This is a genomic window from Paenibacillus solani (genome assembly GCF_001277345.1).
Classification (GTDB): domain Bacteria; phylum Bacillota; class Bacilli; order Paenibacillales; family Paenibacillaceae; genus Paenibacillus_AQ; species Paenibacillus_AQ solani.
Genome location: NZ_LIUT01000001.1, coordinates 3486155 through 3504002, shown reverse-complemented (window position 1 = coordinate 3504002; position 17848 = coordinate 3486155). Strand labels below are relative to the sequence as shown.

Below are 17848 nucleotides of genomic sequence, written 5' to 3'. Positions count from 1 at the left end.
AAGTCGAGTATATAACACCATTCCTGACAGTTACGGTCAGTGATTAGGAGGCATATTAGAATTCTAGTGGAAATAGCGCAGACAATCCTACCATTGAATCCTCCATAAGGGCACAAAAAACCAAGCATTGACCATCGTATGCCACAGATGGGACAAGAATGCTTGGCTGCTCTTTTGGGAATATGGAGTTAAGGCTTCAAGATTACCTTTGTACATTCCTCCTGGTGATCGCTAAATATCCGGTAAGCGTCACTGGCTTGTTCCAGGGGCAGCCGATGGGAGATGATCTCGGTCGGGTCGAATTCGCCGGCGGTGATTTTCTTATACAATTCAGGCATATAATGAATGACTGGAGCTTGTCCCATAGTGAGCGTAATGTTTCGTTCAAATATATGGCCGAGAGGGAACATATTGTACAGCGAACCGTATACGCCGGTCAGCTGAATGGTGCCAAATTTCCGAACGGCATCCATCGCAATATCGATTGCGCTTAACGTCCCGCCCTGGAGCTTCAGTTTTTGGCCAATGGCTTCCATAGCTGATTTCTTACCGTCCATCCCTACGCAATCAATGACAATGTCTGTGCCGCCCTTGGTAATCTCGCGGATATAGGCACCCATATCGTCGTAATCTTCAAAGTTGTAGATCTCCACGTTGTTCATTCGTTTTGCTTTTTGCAGCCGGTAAGGGAGACGATCCACAGCGATGACTCGTTTAGCACCCTTCATCCAGGCGAATTTCTGGGTCATCAGTCCAACCGGCCCGCATCCGAGCACCGTTACGGTATCACCTGGCTTCACTCCTGCGTTCTCAACACTCCAATACGCAGTAGGCAGAACATCCGATAGAAAGAGAAGGGCCTCGTCTTCCAGCTCACATGATTCCGGAATGACAAATGGCATAAAATTACCGTACGGTACACGTAATAATTCGGCCTGTCCTCCCGGATAGTTTCCATAACGCTCCGTGAATCCCATATATCCGCCTGTATGGTTATCCGAACTGCGATTCGAATTGTCGCATTGGCTTTCCATATCATGTTCGCAATAGAAGCATTGACCGCATGATATATTGAACGGGAGAACCACACGGTCTCCTTTTTTCACGCGAGTTACATTAGCGCCGACTTCTTCAACGATTCCCATAGGCTCATGGCCTATGACGTAATCTTTAGCAGCTGGCAGAGCTCCTAGATATATATGAAGATCGGAACCGCAAATAGCTGTAGAGGTAATACGGACAATGATATCATCCTGCGTCTGAATCGTAGGATCTTCGACATGCTTGACTTGAATGTCTTTTGCACCTTGAAATGTGACTGCTCTCATACATTCCCTCCTCATCTATCGCGCATCATCTTTGGTTAAATACCCATTATGCGTTTTTATGAACATCTCTATCATTATTGTTACCTGCAGGAAATTGTATGCACTCAAATGTTAAGAACTTCATTTTAACTGCAAGTGGAAAGAAATAGAGGAGGATGCTGACATACCGAATGTACATAGCTGTAGGAGAATGATAGTGGGTTAATTGATGAGGCATTAGCTTCTTATTCGCTGTAATTAAAAAGTGTTTGTATTGTGCAAACGCATCTACATATAAGCAAAAGACGCATATCAACAGGATGCGATTCCTGCGATATGCGTCTCTTATTACGGGTATCTGATCTGACCTGTTATGGTCTGTTGCTTACGAAGCGAAGGTTATTACACTAGCTTCAGATACTGTACGATGGTCAGCAGCCCTTTATCGAAATTCTCCAGATTAAAATGCTCATTCGGAGCATGCAGATTCTCATCAGGCAAGCCAAAGCCCATCATGACGGCAGGAGCATGGAGTGTACTGGACAGCTTCTCCACGATCGGGATGGAACCGCCATCTTTAGTGAAGAGGGCGCGGGTTCCATATACCTGCTCGAATGCGTCCGCCGCTTTTTGCAGCATAGGATGGGATGGATCGATGTTGAAGGCGAATGCCTTTTCCTTCGGTTTGAATGTAATCTTTGAACCGGTAGGAGTGTGGGCATGTAAGTGTGCTTCAATTGCATTGAGGACCGCTTGCGGATCCTGGTCTGCAACCAGGCGACACGTAATTTTGGCATGGGCTTCCTTTGCAATTACCGTCTTGCTGCCCTCACCCTGAAACCCGCCGTATACGCCGTTCAGCTCAAGAGTCGGACGCGCTCCCACGCGTTCAACGAAGGAGAAGCCTTCTTCGCCATACAGGGAATCCAGGCCGAGGTCCTGCTTCAGCTTTTCCTCATCGAATTCTTGTTTGGCAAACTCCTCGCGCATCTCGGGAGACAGCTCCAGCACGCCGTCATAGAAACCCTTCACGGCAACGCGGCCTTGTTCATCATGAAGCGAAGAGAGCAGGGAGACGAGGGCATGCAGCGCGTTAGGAACGCCGCCGCCATATGTACCGGAATGAAGGTCCGTATTGGCTGTTTCCAGAGTCAACTCCAGCGAACATAATCCGCGAAGACCTGTGGATATTGCCGGTTTGCCTGGTGCCAGCAGGGACGTATCTGAGATTACGATAGCATCGGCAGCCAGCTTGTCCTTGTTCTGATCAAGGTAAAGCGGCAGGTTCGGGCTAGATACCTCTTCCTCGCCTTCGATACAGAATTTAATGTTGACAGGAAGCTCTTTCTCTTGCTTCAGCATGGCTTCCACGGCTTTCACATGCAGGAAGAGCTGGCCTTTGTCATCTGTTGCTCCGCGTGCATACAATTTACCGTTACGGATTGCTGGTTCAAATGGCGGGGTTTCCCATAAATGAAGCGGGTCTACAGGCTGTACATCATAGTGGCCGTAGACGAGCACGGTCGGTTTGCCTTCGGCATGCAGATAGTCTGCTGTGATGATGGGGTGCCCGGCTGTTTGGTGGATTTCTACATGCTCCAGCCCTGCTTCGGTCAGCTTGCTGGCAAGCCATTCGGCAGCTTTTGCAACGTCGCCTTTATGGTCCGATAAGGCGGAAATGCTGGGAATGGACAACCATTCCTTTAATTCATTCAGATGTTCTTCGCGATGTTCAGCAAAATACGCTTTATAATCAACGCTCATGTATAGGAACCTCCTTAAATTTACATTGGGCATTCAAATGATGCCGTACCTTACTATTCTAACCCTTTTTCTAAGATAACGAAATAAAACGGCGTATACAAAAAAGAAGATACACAGCTTGGGATTGTCGCTGCGTATCTTTAGAAGCTCACTTCATCCCCAGAAGGGACTCGAGAAAATATCCCCCTGATTGCCGATCGTTTGCTGCTGCGGACGCCGGGTCTGCTGCTGCTCAGATGGAGATGGTGGATGTAGAGGGGATGTTTCTTGAAACAGTTGCCGCTGCTGGAACAGCTGCTGCTGTTGCTGGAATTGTTGCTGCTGTTGCTGGAATTGTTGCTGCTGTTGCTGTTGAAGAAGCTCATAATCACGATTACTATAAGTTCCTTTATGATCGTAGTGATGATTATGATGTGAGGGATGATATTGATGCATCATCTGTCCCTGGACTTGTTCTTGGTGCGTACAATTTTTGGGTGGACCGATGACAACCGTGTCGGTAATAGGCGCAAGTGTATCTTTGACTTTGGCTTCATCCAGACAGTAGGTATGGGCGAACACGCTGGCCGGCGTCAATCTCAGGAGGTCCGAACCTCCGATGAATTCAGGCACCGGCGCGTCGAAAATCGCAATCAGATGCGTGTTGTCAACCGTCGCCATTTCGTAATGCCACCAGCCTTGGGGTACGAGCGCAACTTGACCGGGCGTTACCGTGAAGTTCAGCAGCTCTTTCGTAAACGGATTGACGAGGGAGACGATGACGGAACCGGAAATAACATATATCAGTTCCGATGCATTCTGGTGGATATGCGGCTCTACCACGTTGCCGGTGCTGAGGTATATATCCAGCAGGGAAGCGTTGCCGAGCGTGTTCAATTCTTTTATGGAGAGAGAATTAATGTAATTCTGACTGTCTTTTTTGAAAAACGGGTTATTGCTCATATCATAAGTAAACCGAACGGACGGTGAGGTGAAATCCATATAAGAAGTTGCCACTGTGACTCCTGCCCTTCATCATGTAGTAGGCGTTGACCCATAAAATACGTTATTCCTCTGGGCAATCATCCGTGAGCCCAATTTCATGAATCTACAATATACAAGTCATCCTTAGCTGGGAGGTTTCGGCTAATCTGATATGATAGATCGGCCCTCAAACAGATTTGGAATAAATGGTCGGTAACGAATAACATTATGAACGGAACGGTTTGGTTCTCCTTCTCATTAATATGGTAATGAGGTTTATAGCTACTGATGACAAGGAGGATGTCATGTTTAATGAGAAAAGCGAGAATATATCGCAGCTTGCCTAAGCTGGTATTAACCGCTGTGGCACTGCTGTTATGGACGTCCATATGGAGTACATCAGCTCATGCGATTCCCCGGTCAGCAGCTGTTGGTGACAGTGGAATTGTACCACCAGCATCTGATCTGTCGGATGAGGTAATAGCCTGCTCCACGGCCTCATGCCTGCATAGCGCGTTAAAGAATGTGCTCCCCGGCAAACGGATTGTACTTGCACCCGGCACGTATACAGGAAGCTTCTCAACGGATGTTGAGGGAACAGCACAGCAGCCTATTGTAATCGAGAGCCAGCAATCGGATAATCCCGCTGTAATTTCAGGATATTCCGTAGGTTCCGGATATGGTCTGCGTGTCCGAGGCGATCACTGGGTCATCCGTAACCTGAAGTTTACCAATGCGCAAAAGGGTATCCTTCTGGATCATTCCAATTACACCCGCATAACCGATGTGGAGGTTTACCATATTGGATATGAAGCCGTGCACTTCCGGGATGGCACTTCCTATAGTTCCATCGAGAACTCACGTATTTATGAAACAGGAAAGACGGGGGCAGGCTTTGGAGAAGGGGTCTACGTAGGCTCTGCCGAAGGTGCGAGCTACAATCAGAACACCCACTACAATACAATACGTAACGTTGTATTCGGACCGAATATTACCGCGGAGCATATCGATATTAAAGAACGATCGATCGGAACGCTGGTGGAGGGCTGCACCTTCTATGGCGAGGGAATCAGCGGAGCGAATTACGCCGACAGCTTCATTGATGTGAAGGGAAATGGAGCCATCATCCGCAATAATACCGCTTATCAGAACGGGAACAGCTTTATCGTGGATGCATTCCAGCTTCACGAGATCGTACCTGGGTGGGGGACTGGCAATGAATTTTCCAACAATACGCTGTATCTTACAGACGCTTCCGTATATGTAATCGGAGCCTATAAACAAACGTCGGCCACGGCGTATCAGAATACGAGGAGCCCGGCAGGGAATATGTACAAGGGAAATGTAACGGTTCAATAAATTGAAATGAGCGACCGGCAATATTGAATGAAATGAAAACAACCCGTATGCCATGATGCCAGCATACGGGTTGTTTATATATAAGACTTGGATAAAGCGATAAATATACTTTCTGGTCCATTACATGTTCAGATCATGTCCCTTGTTTGAGGATTCGCCCTGTTCCTTAGGACTGAATGGCCACCAGTTAGCCCGGCCAAAGATACGTACCATGACAGGCACAAAGAATGGCAGGAATACGAGAGCATAGAGCACAAGTCCAACCAGGACAACGGTTGCGATCTGCATCATGGACAGTACGCCCGAAGGATACATCGCCGCAAAGGTACCACCAAGAATGACCACCGCAGACAGGATTACCGTTCCCATGTTGCGCATGGCATGGAGAATGGCATCCTGAACATTCCAGGATTTGTTCTCATTGAAGCGGGCCATGAGGAAGATGCTGTAGTCAACCCCAAGCGCAATCAGCATGACAAAGCTGAAGAACGGCGTGGCCCAAGTAATACCGGAATACCCGAAGCCGTGAACGAAGATCATTTCGGTTACACCGACAGCGGTAAAGTAGGTAATAACCAATGAAATTATCAGGTAAATCGGCATCACGATGGAGCGCAGAAGCAGAACCAGAATAATGAAGATTCCGCTCAGCATGAGAATAACGGTTCGGGAGTAATCTTCATTCGAAATATTTTGCAGATCATTGTTGGTACTGGTAATGCCGCTAATGGCAACTTCAGCATTCTCCAATTTCGTGTCTTTAACGGCACGATCTACGGCAGCTTGGATCTGCTCGACGGTTCCAAGTGCTTCTTCGCTGTATGGATTGGTTGCCAGAACTACATCCAGTGTCATCACTTTACGGTCTCCACTTAAATAGGTGTCGAATACCGTCTGGAACTCTTCGTTCTCGAGGGCTTCCTGCGGAATGAAAAATCCGCTGAGATCCTCGTCTTGAAGATCCTGAATCTGCTGCAGATAATCCTGTGCGGAATGCAGTCCATCCGAAATTTGCTTCAGACCATCCGCGCTAGCGCTCAGCCCTTCCGTCAGCTCTCCGATTTGGCCAGTAAGATCACCAAAGCCGTCGGCAAGCTGCTTCTGACCTCCCTGCAGCTGGTCCAGTCCGCCCGTAATGGACGGGATCTTGCTGACGATCTGGCCTTGCCCGTTAGCCGCCTGAGATAGACCGGATTGAAGCTCTCCAATACCGGCTACAAGCTGTTGCAGTCCATCGGCAAGCGCCGTTTGCCCGGCAGCTGCCTTGGCGTAGCCTGCGTTTGCCTCCGACAAGCCGGCTGCAGCACCTTTGAGCTGTTCGGAAATCTGACCCAAGCCTGCCGCCAATTCGGCTGTGCCTGCGGCCGTCTGCGTTACGGTTCCTTTTATAGTTTGGTAATCCGTATCTTGCAAGAGCTCCGGATAGCTGCTCTCAAGGCCGGTGAAGGAGCCTTCAAGCCCGCCTAATGCAGTCGCAACGCCGGCAAGCTGCTCTTTAAGTCCGGCAATGCCGCCTTCCAGTGCTTCTAGTCCGGTATCGAGCTGTTTGTAGCCTTGAAGAAGCTGGGCATGGGCTGCAGCTAACTCTTTGGCGCTTTGCGCAGCTTTCGCAAGACCGGCTTTGATCTCACCCGCACCTGCGCTTCCGCTTTGAATCCCTTTTTGAATAGCGCTTAGACCTTGACCAAGCTCAGCAATGCCATCTTTGAGATCGGCTGTTCCTTTGGTCAATTCTTTGGCTCCCGCAGCGGCTTCATTCAGCTTAGGCGCATTCTCGCTGAGCTGTTTGCCTGCTTCGGACAGACCGTTCTGAATCTGGGTCAGACCGTCTTTGGTTTCTCCCAATCCTTCATTTAAAGTCTTGACTTGAGTAGGAATAAGGAAGTCGTTGATTTGCTCACCTGTTGGGCGGGAGAGACCGCGTACGCTGGATACGCCCTCAACCTTTTCAACCTCCCGGCTGATTTTCTCCGCGAGACCCATGTATTCGGCTGTATCCATCCGATCATCGTTCTTGATCACGATGGTGGAAGGCAGCGATTGTCCGGGACCGAAGCTGTCCGAGATAATGTTGAAGCCCTTGACCGAAGCGTAGCTTGGCCCGATCTCTTCTAAGCTGTTAAATGACAGCTTGCCGCTATAGGTGACCAGGAATGGAGCTACGATCACAGCTACAACAAGCAATGCAGCCCATGGGCGTTTAAGCGAGAAGGAACCTGCCGCTCCCCAAAGCTTATTTTCACTATGCTCCAGTTTGCCGCGTGAAGGCCAGAAGAGCTTCTTGCCGAGCACTGCCATGAAGAATGGCACGACGGTAACCAATGCAAGTAACATAACAGCGATGCCGATGGCTACCGCAACTGCGGATTTATACAGAATGAATTTGGATAATCCGATCGCTGCAAAGCCGACAAATACGGCAAGACCGGAATAAAGCACGGTGCCGCCTGCTTTTCGGTAAGTCTCGATGATAGCCGTCGTGGTATCTTCAGATGTACTGAGCTCTTCCTTAAACCGGCTGATCAGCAGGATGCAGTAATCGGTTCCGATCCCGAACATAACCGCCACCATAAAGATCTGGGTGAATGACGATATCGGAAAATTGAATTGGTCCACAAGAAAGGACACAACCGATTGGGACACGATGTAACTGAGTCCTACGGTTAAAAGTGGCACAAACGGTGCTACAAAGGAACGGAAGACAAGAAACAGAATAAGAAGAATGAAAATGACCGTAATATATTCCGTTTTCTTCAAGCCTTCCTCGGAGCTGACAATGGTATCTTCATTGATGAGACCTTCGCTTGTCAGGTAATGGTCGGCTTGAACACCTTTGAGTACCTGATCGACCTTCTTCGGCAGCTCCTTCACGGCTTCGTCACCGCCGCTGACCTGAAGTGCGACCATGATGGTCTTCCCGTCTTCGGCAATTAGTGTGTCTTCAAGCTCCGGCTGCGTGAACGGTTCATTAATGGAGTCGATATGGAGGCTTTTTTTATTGTCGTTCAGTGCTTGAACGCCCTCCCGGATACTCTCTTTATCTGCTGTGCTTAGTCCATCGGGCTTGTTGAAGACGAGTGCAACCTGGTTCAGGATTTCGCCGCCTTCGCCGCTGGCAGCTTCCTTAAGAATTTCCGCGGCTCGTGAAGAGGTATAACCATCAGGTACGGATAATTGCCCCTTCTCCCGTACCAGATCCGCCATGGAAGGTGCGAGCAGAAACATTGCGACAGCTGCAACCAGCCACAGCACGATAATGGCCCATCTTGCTTTCAGTATGGCTTTCAATTCTTTCTCCCCCCTGATTCAAACATCAATTGCCCCAGTTTCTCAAACATCGAGATAAACATTTCGATATCTTTTTCTTCAAAATGCTGTAGATAAGGGGAGACAATCTCCCTCATCTGTTCCTGGGCAGATTCAAAAATCGTATGTCCGTATTCCGTTAAAGTGAGATAAACCAGCCTGCGATCTGCTTCATCCCGGGTTCTGTCGATAATGCCGGCATCCACGAGGCGGTTGACGATGGCAGTAACCGAGCTTTTTCCGACCGCCAGAGCTTCCGCCAGATAGGACGAAGTGCAGCGATCCATGCCGTTGATCAAGCGCACGACTTGAAACTGGTCACTAGTCAAATCCTCCCCGAGCTGCTCCCGAATCTGGGCATTGATCCGCCGCGATACCAGCAAATAAACATCGACATACCGGTCGATCCATTGTTTTGCCTTATCGTTCAACAATAGTTCTCCTTTCAAATAGTTCATGTGTCAAACAGTTTCATTAATGAACTATATGGCAGAAGGAAAGAAAAGTCAAATAGGAGTGGGCTCTCATATTCTTGTTCTTTATGTCTTTATGTTTCATGGCGAAAGGGAGCAATTCGTCCTCCAAGCGTCAGGCCAATCCATACCAGCAGTAGGGTAATCGGGAGGGCGATGATGGTCCCTATAAGGACTGAAGCCATATCTACAATCATGTCTGCGTGCAGGAAGCGATATAGCGCATAAATGCCGTAGGGAATTTCTAGGGTGGCTGCTGTAATAACACCCGGGGTATATTTCCGGAGAAAGATCGAAGCTGCTGTATGTTTTACGCCATCTAGCAGTATCACCATGGCAAAGCCCGCAAATAGGACGTTAAATGGACTGCCAATTTCGAAGTTAATTGCTGTTAAGACCGTTAGGCTGGTAAGAACAAATCCGATCAGCAGCACAGCATATGTGAATTGCAGAGTAATATGCTTATTCCATGAAATAGGGACAGGCGAGATTTTGGAGAGCCAGGGATTACCCTGATTTTTTCTGAGCCACCATTCGATCGTAGTAATCTCTTCCCCATCGTGAATGAAAAAGACAACTGGCAGCAACCACAGCATGATAACGGAATTCCAATCTTGCATGAATGATAACATGATCCATTTTCTCCCTTCAATATGCTTATTAGTGAAGATAATGATAAAAAATTGAGTGTTTACTCAAAATCAGGGGTTAAAAGAAGCTGATGCAGATAAGATATTTCTGTTCTGCGATCAGCATGATTAGTTATATCCACTTAGAGATGTCATCTAGGCATCTTTATATCCGTTCAGCAGCAGCTGGACAAGCTCACGAATATATAATTCGTCCCCAAGCGGGAGTGCTTCTTGCCCGAGACGGGAGTGGAGTATGCAATAAACCAGGATGGAGGAGGTCATCATCATCATCGCAACCTGAACCGTTTGTTCCGGTTGAGGACTCGATCCTGCAGCTCGTTTGAGAATACTGCCTCCCGCAGTCCCAAACCCTGCGATCAGTCGTGATACTTCACTTGACACCTCAGCATCTTTTATGAGTTCAGGTGACCAAATGAGCATGAGATAATCCATGTTCGTCCGAAGGAATTTGAGGTACGTCAAGCCGTATTGGAACAGGGCTTCCTCCGCAGGAAGCATTGACAGTTCAGGCGCTTCCTCTTGAAGCTGTGTAACAAAGGAAAAATTATTTACAAGATAGAGCAGCAGCTTTCGCTTATCTCCGAAGTGGTAGAAGATCAGCCCTTCGGCAACGCCGCTTTCGGCGGCAATCTCTTTGGTGGTCGTCGCATGATATCCCTGCTGTGAGAACAGCTTCAGAGCGGTGTTTAATATTCGTTCTTTCTTGGCATTTCGATTGTTTGTTGTAGGCATAGGCAGATGGGTTCCTTTTTTTGATTGAAATGACGATTCCAAAAAAAATTGAGTGTTTACTCAATAATATAATCATCATCTCCAGGAATTGTCAACCTGTGCGATAGAAGATATGGTAGGTTCTAAAATTTCATTATCTTTGATAAGTATGAAGGGAGGATGCCATAGAGCATGCTTCATATGTGATGGAGAAGAGGAGAATCACATGAATTGCTTGTCAGTTTTTTGGCATGCAGTTTATGTGATTTTTTGTTCTCTTTTTTGCGAATCCTTGCGTCTTTTCGAATGCAGAGCAAAATTTCTGAAGAAAGGGGAATGTCGTTTGCCTCGGAATGAAAGCGTTTTAATTGATCAAAAACCTAAAAGCGCAATAGTAAAAAAAAGGCTGTGGGGTGAGCATGCTTTAGCTTATGGATTTCTGGCACCCTCCATTATCCTGTTTGTGATGTTCTTGTTCTATCCGATGCTGAAATCGGTTTATCTCAGTATGACGATCACGGATCCGCGGGGTCAGGTTGTTGAATTCGTATGGTTGGAGAACTTCATCCGACTCCTATCAACAGAATCATTCTATAGAAATCTTGGCGTAACGCTAATGTTTATCTTGTTTACCGTGCCCACCTCCTTGGTATGGTCTCTGTTTCTTGCCGCCATTACCCATAACAAGCTGCGGGGAATGAAGGTGTTCCAGTTTGTCTTCTCACTGCCGATTGTCATTTCTGTTGGGACCGGCTCGATTATATGGTTTCTGTTGTTTCATCCTACGGCGGGTATGCTGAACTATTTTCTAAGTTTCGTTCATCTGGGGCCGATTCCCTGGTTAACTGATCCTTCGTGGGCCTTGATCTCCATCTCGATTATGACGATCTGGATGAACATGGGATTTTTGTTTATCGTACTGTCCAGTGGTTTACAGGGAGTTCCCGAAGAAATATATGAGAGTGCCAAAATGGACGGCTCGGGACCGATCCGAACCTTTATCCAAATTGTACTGCCGCTGTTATCGCCCACGATTTTCTTTGCCTTGATTGTATCAGTAATCAGTGCGTTTCAAGCATTCGGGCAAATTCACATTCTGACCAAGGGCGGCCCGATCAACTCTACAAACGTCATGGTTTACTCCATTTATCAGGATGCTTTCGTTAATTTCCGATTTGGCATCGGCAGCGCACAGGCTCTGATCCTGTTTGCGATTATTCTGCTCCTTACATTGCTGCAATTTAAAGTTCTGGAGAAGAAGGTGCATTACCAATGACCATGCGCGGATTCACTTCTCTGTTTGCCTATCTGCTGCTCATACTCCTGTCCTTGGTTGTTTTATATCCGCTCATCTTTACCGTGTTCTCATCATTTATGACCGAGAAAGAGGTAGCTGATTTTCCGCCACCGCTGTTCCCATCGAGCTTCTATCTGGGGAATTTTACGGAGGCCATCTCCGGCTTTCCGATTATTCGCTTCATTCTGAACAGCTTTATCGTCTCGACGGCGATCATGATCAGTCAGGTCATTACATCGAGTCTGGCGGCATACGCGTTTGCATTTCTGAATTTTAGGGGCAAGACACTGCTGTTCGGACTCTTCTTGTCAACGATGATGATTCCTTGGGAAGTCACGATTATTCCCAATTATCTCACCATTAAGGAATGGGGCTGGATGGACAGCTACCAGGGATTGATCGTGCCGTTTATGGCTGGGGCGTTTGGTGTATTCCTGCTGCGTCAGTTTTTTCTGCAGCTTCCGCGTGAGCTGTTTGATGCGGCCAAAATCGACGGATGTGGTCATATTCGCAGTTATCTGTCCATGGTGCTGCCGTTGTCCCGGTCCTCCATTGCTACCTTGGCGGTATATACCTTTCTTACACACTGGAATCACTTCTTGTGGCCGCTGTTGATCACGAACCAGGCATCCATGCGAACCGTGCAGATTGGGGTGGCTATGCTGCAGCATGCCGAGGTGATGTCATGGAATCTGATTTTGGCTGGTGTGACCATCGTGCTGATTCCTTCCTTTGTGCTGCTGGCGTTTGGCGTCAAACAATTGGTGCGCGGTATTACCGCTGGGGCGTTGAAAGGTTAGTGCGGTGGTTGACCTGACAAAAGCAGGTTTATCATAGAAAACATTTTCCGAACGAAAAAGGGAGGGGATCGCAATGAAAAGAAGAACGAGGCTGGTAAGTATCGTGTTAGCTGCGGTTATGCTGCTGCTTAGCGCATGTAACATTAACATGGGTGAGAGTAAGGAACCTGCAAAAGGGACGGATTCTGGGCCCAAGACCGAGGTTGGTGCTCAAAAAGTGGTGTTCTGGCATGCGATGGGAGGGGCTACAACCAAGGTCGTTGATCAATTGGTCGCTAACTTTAACGCTTCGCAGGACAAGGTGCAGGTAGAGGCGGTGTATCAGGGAACCTACGATGACCTGTTAAGTAAACTGAAGGCGTCCATGGGAACAAATGAGGGACCGTCCGTAGTCCAGATGTACGAGATCGGCAGCCGGTTTATGATCGATTCCAAATTAATAACGCCCATGCAGGAGTTTATCGATGCGGATCAATGGGATGTATCGCAGCTAGAGCCCAACATCAGCGGGTATTATACATTTGAGAATCAGCTGTATTCCATGCCTTTCAATTCCTCTAATCCGATACTCTATTACAATAAAGACCTGTTCAAGGATGCGGGGCTTGACCCGGAAAGTCCGCCCAGAACGTTTGAAGAACTAAAAATTGCAGCAGATACGATATCGAAAAAAGGGAAAGCGGTAGGAGCAAATTTTGCTATATATGGCTGGTTCATGGAGCAGTTGTTTGCCAATCAGGGTGCGGAGTATGTGAACAACGGCAACGGACGCGATGATTTGGCGACCGAGTCACTCGTCAATACCGAGGCTGGGGTAAAAGTGCTGACTTGGTGGAAGGATCTGATCGACTCCAAGGCAGCCAATAACCTGGGACGCAAAACCGATGATTCCAAGAAGGCATTCTCTGCTGGTCAGGTCGCAATGATTCTGGACTCAACTGCAGCCTTGAAGGGCCTTGTGGATAGCGCGGACGGCAAGTTTGAAGTAGGTACAGGCTTCCTTCCAAAACCGGAGGGAGCGGGAGAAGGAGGTGTGATCGTGGGCGGAGCAAGCCTGTGGATGATGAATAGTCGTCCTGAGGCGGAGCAAAAAGCCGCATGGGAGTTCATTAAATTCCTAACCTCTCCGTCAGAGCAGGCCTACTGGCATATCAATACGGGGTACTTCCCGATTACCACGAAGGCGTATGAGGAAGAGAGTGTGAAGGAGAATCTGAAGAAATTCCCGCAATTCCAGACGGCTATTGATCAGCTGCACCAGACAAAGCTGGTTAAAGCGACACAGGGCGCTGTAATGGGCGTATTCCCCGAGGCGCGGCAGATTGTGGAAGGTGCAATTGAAGAGGTGCTAAATAATAAAAAGTCACCGCAGCAGGCACTGGACGACGCAGCAAAAGAAATTACGGCCAAAATTCAAGATTATAACCGTACGGTAAAGTAAATTACATGACGATATGCCAACCAACAATCGCTGTCCGGGACGGACAGCGATTGTTGAAGTCTTGATTATACCGATTCATCTCCATGCCTGAGGGCTAAATACTAAAGATTAAATTATTTGAATTGATTCGTACACGAAGCGTCATACAAACAGACAGAGGGGGGCCAGATCTATGGACCTTTTTGGATACTCCCGGTTTAGTGTCCTACATGTGCACTCTTAACGGCGTGGTACGCACTGATCTTCCAACGACCAGACCCAGACTAAGGTCCAGGAACAAACTGGTCCCGGGAATCGTGTTAATTTTTCCCTCCACGATATAATGGAGATATACATAAACAGGAATGGACGTGGAGGATTGTATGAAGAAACAGAGTATGATGGCAGTGAAAATCTCATCGCTATTGATATTTGCCGTCTTGGTGGCATGCGATGCCGCCAATAACGCGGAGGAAGTGATACGTCGGGAACTTGATCCATTGGCGCAAGTTGGAGATATAGCTGGTGATTCGGCGCTCGCTATCAGCGATAAAGTAAAACGGGAAGGGAAAGAGTTCGAGTTGACGACGGCTCAGGAAGCCGGAGCTGCCGAGGGGCTGGCCATCGACCATGCCGTGGGTGATATTGAGCTAATCACTGTACCTGGTAATGAGATCAAGGTAAAAACGAGGGTGTGGTTTAACGATAGCTTCTTCAAGAATGATAAGATTCGTACCCAGGTGACAGAGCAGGCCGCCACCTCCTTTACGCTTAACGACGGCATACTGGAAGTAAGAACGCATCCCAAGGAGGATCCCAGCAAGAGTTTATGGGACTGGTCGCAGAAGCAATTTGGTGACTCAGGATTCCTAATCGATTATGTGATTGAGGCACCGAAAGATCTGCAGCATATCCATATTAAGAATGATGTTGGGAAGATTCGGGTGAACGAATGGAAGGGGGCTTTTGAACTTCAGTTGGGAGCCGGAGAAATTCAGCTTGACCAAACCGAAGTCACAGGTAATTCCAAGATCGTATCCGAAGCGGGCAGCGTGAAACTGAATTTAGTGCAGATCGATAAGGACAGCACGCTGACGGCCAGCACATCGGCAGGCAGCATTACAGCCTCGTTTGCATCGTCTATGGCGTACACGCTCAATACCAAGACTGAGCTCGGACAGATTACAGGCGCAAGCCGGGGTCAGAGCGATGTAAACGGCGGCGGAGCAAAAATCTCGCTGTCTACCTCAGTTGGTGCTATTAAGGTTAATCCGTAAGTGTCATATTTCCAGGCAGTGAACTGGCACTACATTATAGGTTGAATACTTCGAAGAAGTTCCAAAGCGTGAGCCGCTTAAGGGGTAGTCAGTGCGACTATCCCTCTTTTTGGTTTCAGCTGTATAATAGAGCCAGGGAAATACGAGTAGGATTCCGATTAAATAGAATGTCTTGTTGAGGGAGGGTTAATCATTGACCTTACAGCAGTTAAAATATGTGATCGAGATCGCCAATCGAGGCTCGATGAACGAAGCAGCCAAACGACTGTTCATATCCCAGCCCAGTCTGTCCAACGCCATCAAGGATCTGGAGGAAGAGCTTCGCATCACCATATTCGAGCGGACGAATAAAGGGATTTCTCTGTCCAAAGAAGGTGCGGAGTTTCTCGGATATGCACGGCAGGTGGTAGAGCAGGCGGAGCTGCTGGAGGGGCGTTATCTGAATGCAAAGCCCTCGCCGCAGCATTTTTCGGTATCTACCCAGCACTATGCTTTTGCGGTGAATGCTTTTGTTAATCTCGTTCAGGAATATGGTCAGGAAGAGTATGAATTGGCACTTCGCGAGACAAAGACATATGAAATTATTCAGGATGTGAAAACTCTGCGGAGTGAAATCGGCATTTTATATCTTAATGAATTCAATGCCAAGGTAATCAACAGGCTGCTTAAGGATGCGGGACTCCATTTTAACAGCCTGTTTACGGCGCGGCCGCATGTTTTTATCAGTATTCACAATCCGCTGGCCAAGCAGTCCATCGTGACAATTGATGACCTTCAGAACTACCCTTATTTGTCTTTTGAGCAGGGCGAATACAATTCCTTTCATTTCTCGGAGGAGATTCTCAGTACGTTGTCGCATAAGAAAAGCATCCGGGTCAACGACCGCGCAACGCTGTTTAATCTGCTGATCGGATTGAATGGCTATACGATCTCTACGGGAGTGCTGTGCGCTGATTTGAACGGAAATGAGATCATTCCGGTTCCGCTGGATTGCGATGAGACGATCAATGTGGGATGGATTAGCCATAAAAATGCGACATTGTCCAAGCTTGGAGCTGCCTATATAGAGGCGCTGCAGGAAGCGATATCCTGATTTTCACGGGAATAGCTTCTGTTTACAGACAGTGATAGTTAATAAGTGTTACACATTCTAACGGAAGAACACCCTCAGGACCTAGAGAGGCCAAATTGCCTCCTATGAATACTGAGGGTTTTTCACTTTATTTTGACAAGTTAGATTAACTTGTGTTAATTTATTAACACGAGTTAATAAAGGTGGTGGCACCATTGCTGTATTCTGATATCCCATTAAGAGAATTAAAGAAAGCTACGAACAAAATCACACTGTACGAAGCAGCATTGTCGATGATGAGAGACCGGATGTTCAGCCAGGTCATGCTGGAGGACATCTGTAAGAGAGCCGAAATTTCAAAAGTCACTTTTTTCAAGTTCTATCAACGTAAAGAGGAGCTGTTGATTTACTTTATGCGGATCTGGCTAACCAAGCGGATCATCGAGATCAACGCGGAAGGAAAAAGAGGGTTTCAAGCGTTCCGGCATCTGTTGTACCAAGTAGCTAAGGAGCATCAAATAAGACCGGGCATGATGCCGAGTCTGATTTCTTTCCTTGCGGAGCAGAACATGCAGCCTTGCATGCCGGAGCTAAGTCCTGCTGAAGTATCGCTGCTCTTTCCCGGACACGAGGAAGCGGGAAGTAAGTCGCCTAACATGTATGATTTGTTCCAGCAGTTCATGAAGGAAGAGGATCAAGCCGGAAGGCTGAACAAAGCCCTTACCTTGGAGCAAGCCGTGCAGATCTGTTTCACTATTTTTTATGGCGCGTTTCTGACGGCGCAATTGTACAATTCAACCGAAATCGATCGCTTTTACGAAACGCATCTTGGTCTGCTGGAAACTAAGGAAGAGGAGTGAGCAAGCATGAGCAAAGTCATTCCAGGCCGATATACCGCACATATGGAAGGATCTTTCGTTGTATTTGTGATCGGGTTTCGGATTAATAAGTGGTGGGCGCTCCATAAGTGGCTGCCTGTCATGAATGCCATGCCACCAATGCTTCAAGAGCTGTACCGGAACAAGGAGGAGCTCGGCTTCATGGATGGTACCTATCATTTTTCCGGACGGGGACTGACCCTCGTCCAATATTGGAGGAGCTTTGAGCATCTGGAACATTATGCCCGTCATGGAGCCAATCACCTGAAGGCTTGGCGGGACTTCAACCGGAAGGTTGGAACGGGTGGGGTTGTGGGGATATTTCACGAGACCTATCTGGTGCAGGAAGGACAGTATGAATGCGTGTACAACAACATGCCAAGGTTTGGCTTGGCTAAGGCTGGGGACCATGTACCTGCGATAGGGCATAGAGAAACGGCAAGCCGGCGGCTTGGACGTGAGAACGAACCAGCTGTGCCCACTCCTCCGAACCCGTAGACTAGAATCAAGAAGCTGATTGCAGCATAACCTGCAGCCTAGCCATAGGATAGATACATGGGATTAACTC

At 47.9% G+C, this 17848-nt stretch carries 15 protein-coding genes; 8 read left to right on the top strand and 7 right to left on the bottom strand.

The annotated features are described in order from the left end of the window. Positions 1–188: 188 nt before the first annotated feature. From AM231_RS16155 to AM231_RS16145, 3 genes are all read right to left on the bottom strand, one after another. On the bottom strand, positions 189–1328 hold the full coding sequence (locus AM231_RS16155; protein WP_053492069.1) for a zinc-dependent alcohol dehydrogenase: 1140 nt from the start codon (positions 1326–1328) through the stop codon (positions 189–191). A 381-nt stretch (positions 1329–1709) separates the two neighbouring features. Next, complete coding sequence (locus AM231_RS16150) at positions 1710–3071, bottom strand: dipeptidase (protein ID WP_053492070.1); 1362 nt, start codon at positions 3069–3071, stop codon at positions 1710–1712. 153 nt (positions 3072–3224) lie between these two features. Next, positions 3225–4067: a cupin domain-containing protein gene (locus AM231_RS16145; protein ID WP_054403429.1), complete on the bottom strand. Its 843-nt coding sequence runs from the start codon at positions 4065–4067 to the stop codon at positions 3225–3227. A 279-nt stretch (positions 4068–4346) separates the two neighbouring features. Here AM231_RS16145 and AM231_RS16140 point away from each other — a divergent pair, with 279 nt between their 5' ends. Then, complete coding sequence (locus tag AM231_RS16140) at positions 4347–5393, top strand: right-handed parallel beta-helix repeat-containing protein (RefSeq protein ID WP_054403428.1); 1047 nt, start codon at positions 4347–4349, stop codon at positions 5391–5393. Between the two features lie 120 nt (positions 5394–5513). Here AM231_RS16140 and AM231_RS16135 read toward each other — a convergent pair whose 3' ends face one another. The 4 genes from AM231_RS16135 to AM231_RS16120 all read right to left on the bottom strand — a co-directional run bounded on the left by AM231_RS16135 (position 5514) and on the right by AM231_RS16120 (position 10557). Then, complete coding sequence (locus tag AM231_RS16135; RefSeq protein WP_054403427.1) at positions 5514–8681, bottom strand: MMPL family transporter; 3168 nt, start codon at positions 8679–8681, stop codon at positions 5514–5516. Then, on the bottom strand, positions 8678–9130 hold the full coding sequence (locus AM231_RS16130) for a MarR family winged helix-turn-helix transcriptional regulator (RefSeq protein ID WP_053492074.1): 453 nt from the start codon (positions 9128–9130) through the stop codon (positions 8678–8680). The genes AM231_RS16135 and AM231_RS16130 overlap by 4 nt, the downstream gene beginning before the upstream one ends. A gap of 116 nt (positions 9131–9246) precedes the next feature. Continuing rightward, on the bottom strand, positions 9247–9804 hold the full coding sequence (locus AM231_RS16125) for an HXXEE domain-containing protein (RefSeq protein WP_054403426.1): 558 nt from the start codon (positions 9802–9804) through the stop codon (positions 9247–9249). 153 nt (positions 9805–9957) lie between these two features. Next, positions 9958–10557 (bottom strand): TetR/AcrR family transcriptional regulator, encoded by a 600-nt coding sequence (locus AM231_RS16120; protein WP_054403425.1) that lies wholly within the window; start codon positions 10555–10557, stop codon positions 9958–9960. Positions 10558–10879: 322 nt separating this feature from the next. On the opposite strand from AM231_RS16120, the gene AM231_RS16115 reads away from it, so the two are divergent. From AM231_RS16115 to AM231_RS16085, 7 genes are all read left to right on the top strand, one after another. Next, positions 10880–11812 carry a carbohydrate ABC transporter permease gene (locus AM231_RS16115; protein ID WP_207383582.1) on the top strand — a complete coding sequence of 311 codons (933 nt, stop codon included), beginning with the start codon at positions 10880–10882 and terminating at the stop codon, positions 11810–11812. Beyond that, entirely contained in the window at positions 11809–12633 is an 825-nt protein-coding gene (locus AM231_RS16110; RefSeq protein WP_054403424.1) for a carbohydrate ABC transporter permease, read from the top strand. The genes AM231_RS16115 and AM231_RS16110 overlap by 4 nt, the downstream gene beginning before the upstream one ends. Positions 12634–12706: 73 nt before the next feature. Beyond that, positions 12707–14074 carry an ABC transporter substrate-binding protein gene (locus tag AM231_RS16105; RefSeq protein WP_053492078.1) on the top strand — a complete coding sequence of 456 codons (1368 nt, stop codon included), beginning with the start codon at positions 12707–12709 and terminating at the stop codon, positions 14072–14074. Positions 14075–14436: 362 nt separating this feature from the next. Then, positions 14437–15330, top strand: coding sequence for a DUF4097 family beta strand repeat-containing protein (locus AM231_RS16100; protein WP_242615176.1), 894 nt, complete (start codon positions 14437–14439; stop codon positions 15328–15330). A 193-nt stretch (positions 15331–15523) separates the two neighbouring features. Continuing rightward, the gene (locus tag AM231_RS16095) at positions 15524–16423 is read left to right on the top strand and encodes a LysR family transcriptional regulator (protein ID WP_053492080.1); all 900 of its coding nucleotides are present in this window, start codon (positions 15524–15526) and stop codon (positions 16421–16423) included. Between the two features lie 194 nt (positions 16424–16617). Then, positions 16618–17262, top strand: coding sequence for a TetR/AcrR family transcriptional regulator (locus tag AM231_RS16090; RefSeq protein ID WP_054403422.1), 645 nt, complete (start codon positions 16618–16620; stop codon positions 17260–17262). A gap of 6 nt (positions 17263–17268) precedes the next feature. Continuing rightward, positions 17269–17778 carry a DUF4188 domain-containing protein gene (locus AM231_RS16085; protein ID WP_053492082.1) on the top strand — a complete coding sequence of 170 codons (510 nt, stop codon included), beginning with the start codon at positions 17269–17271 and terminating at the stop codon, positions 17776–17778. The last annotated feature ends 70 nt before the right edge of the window (positions 17779–17848 follow it).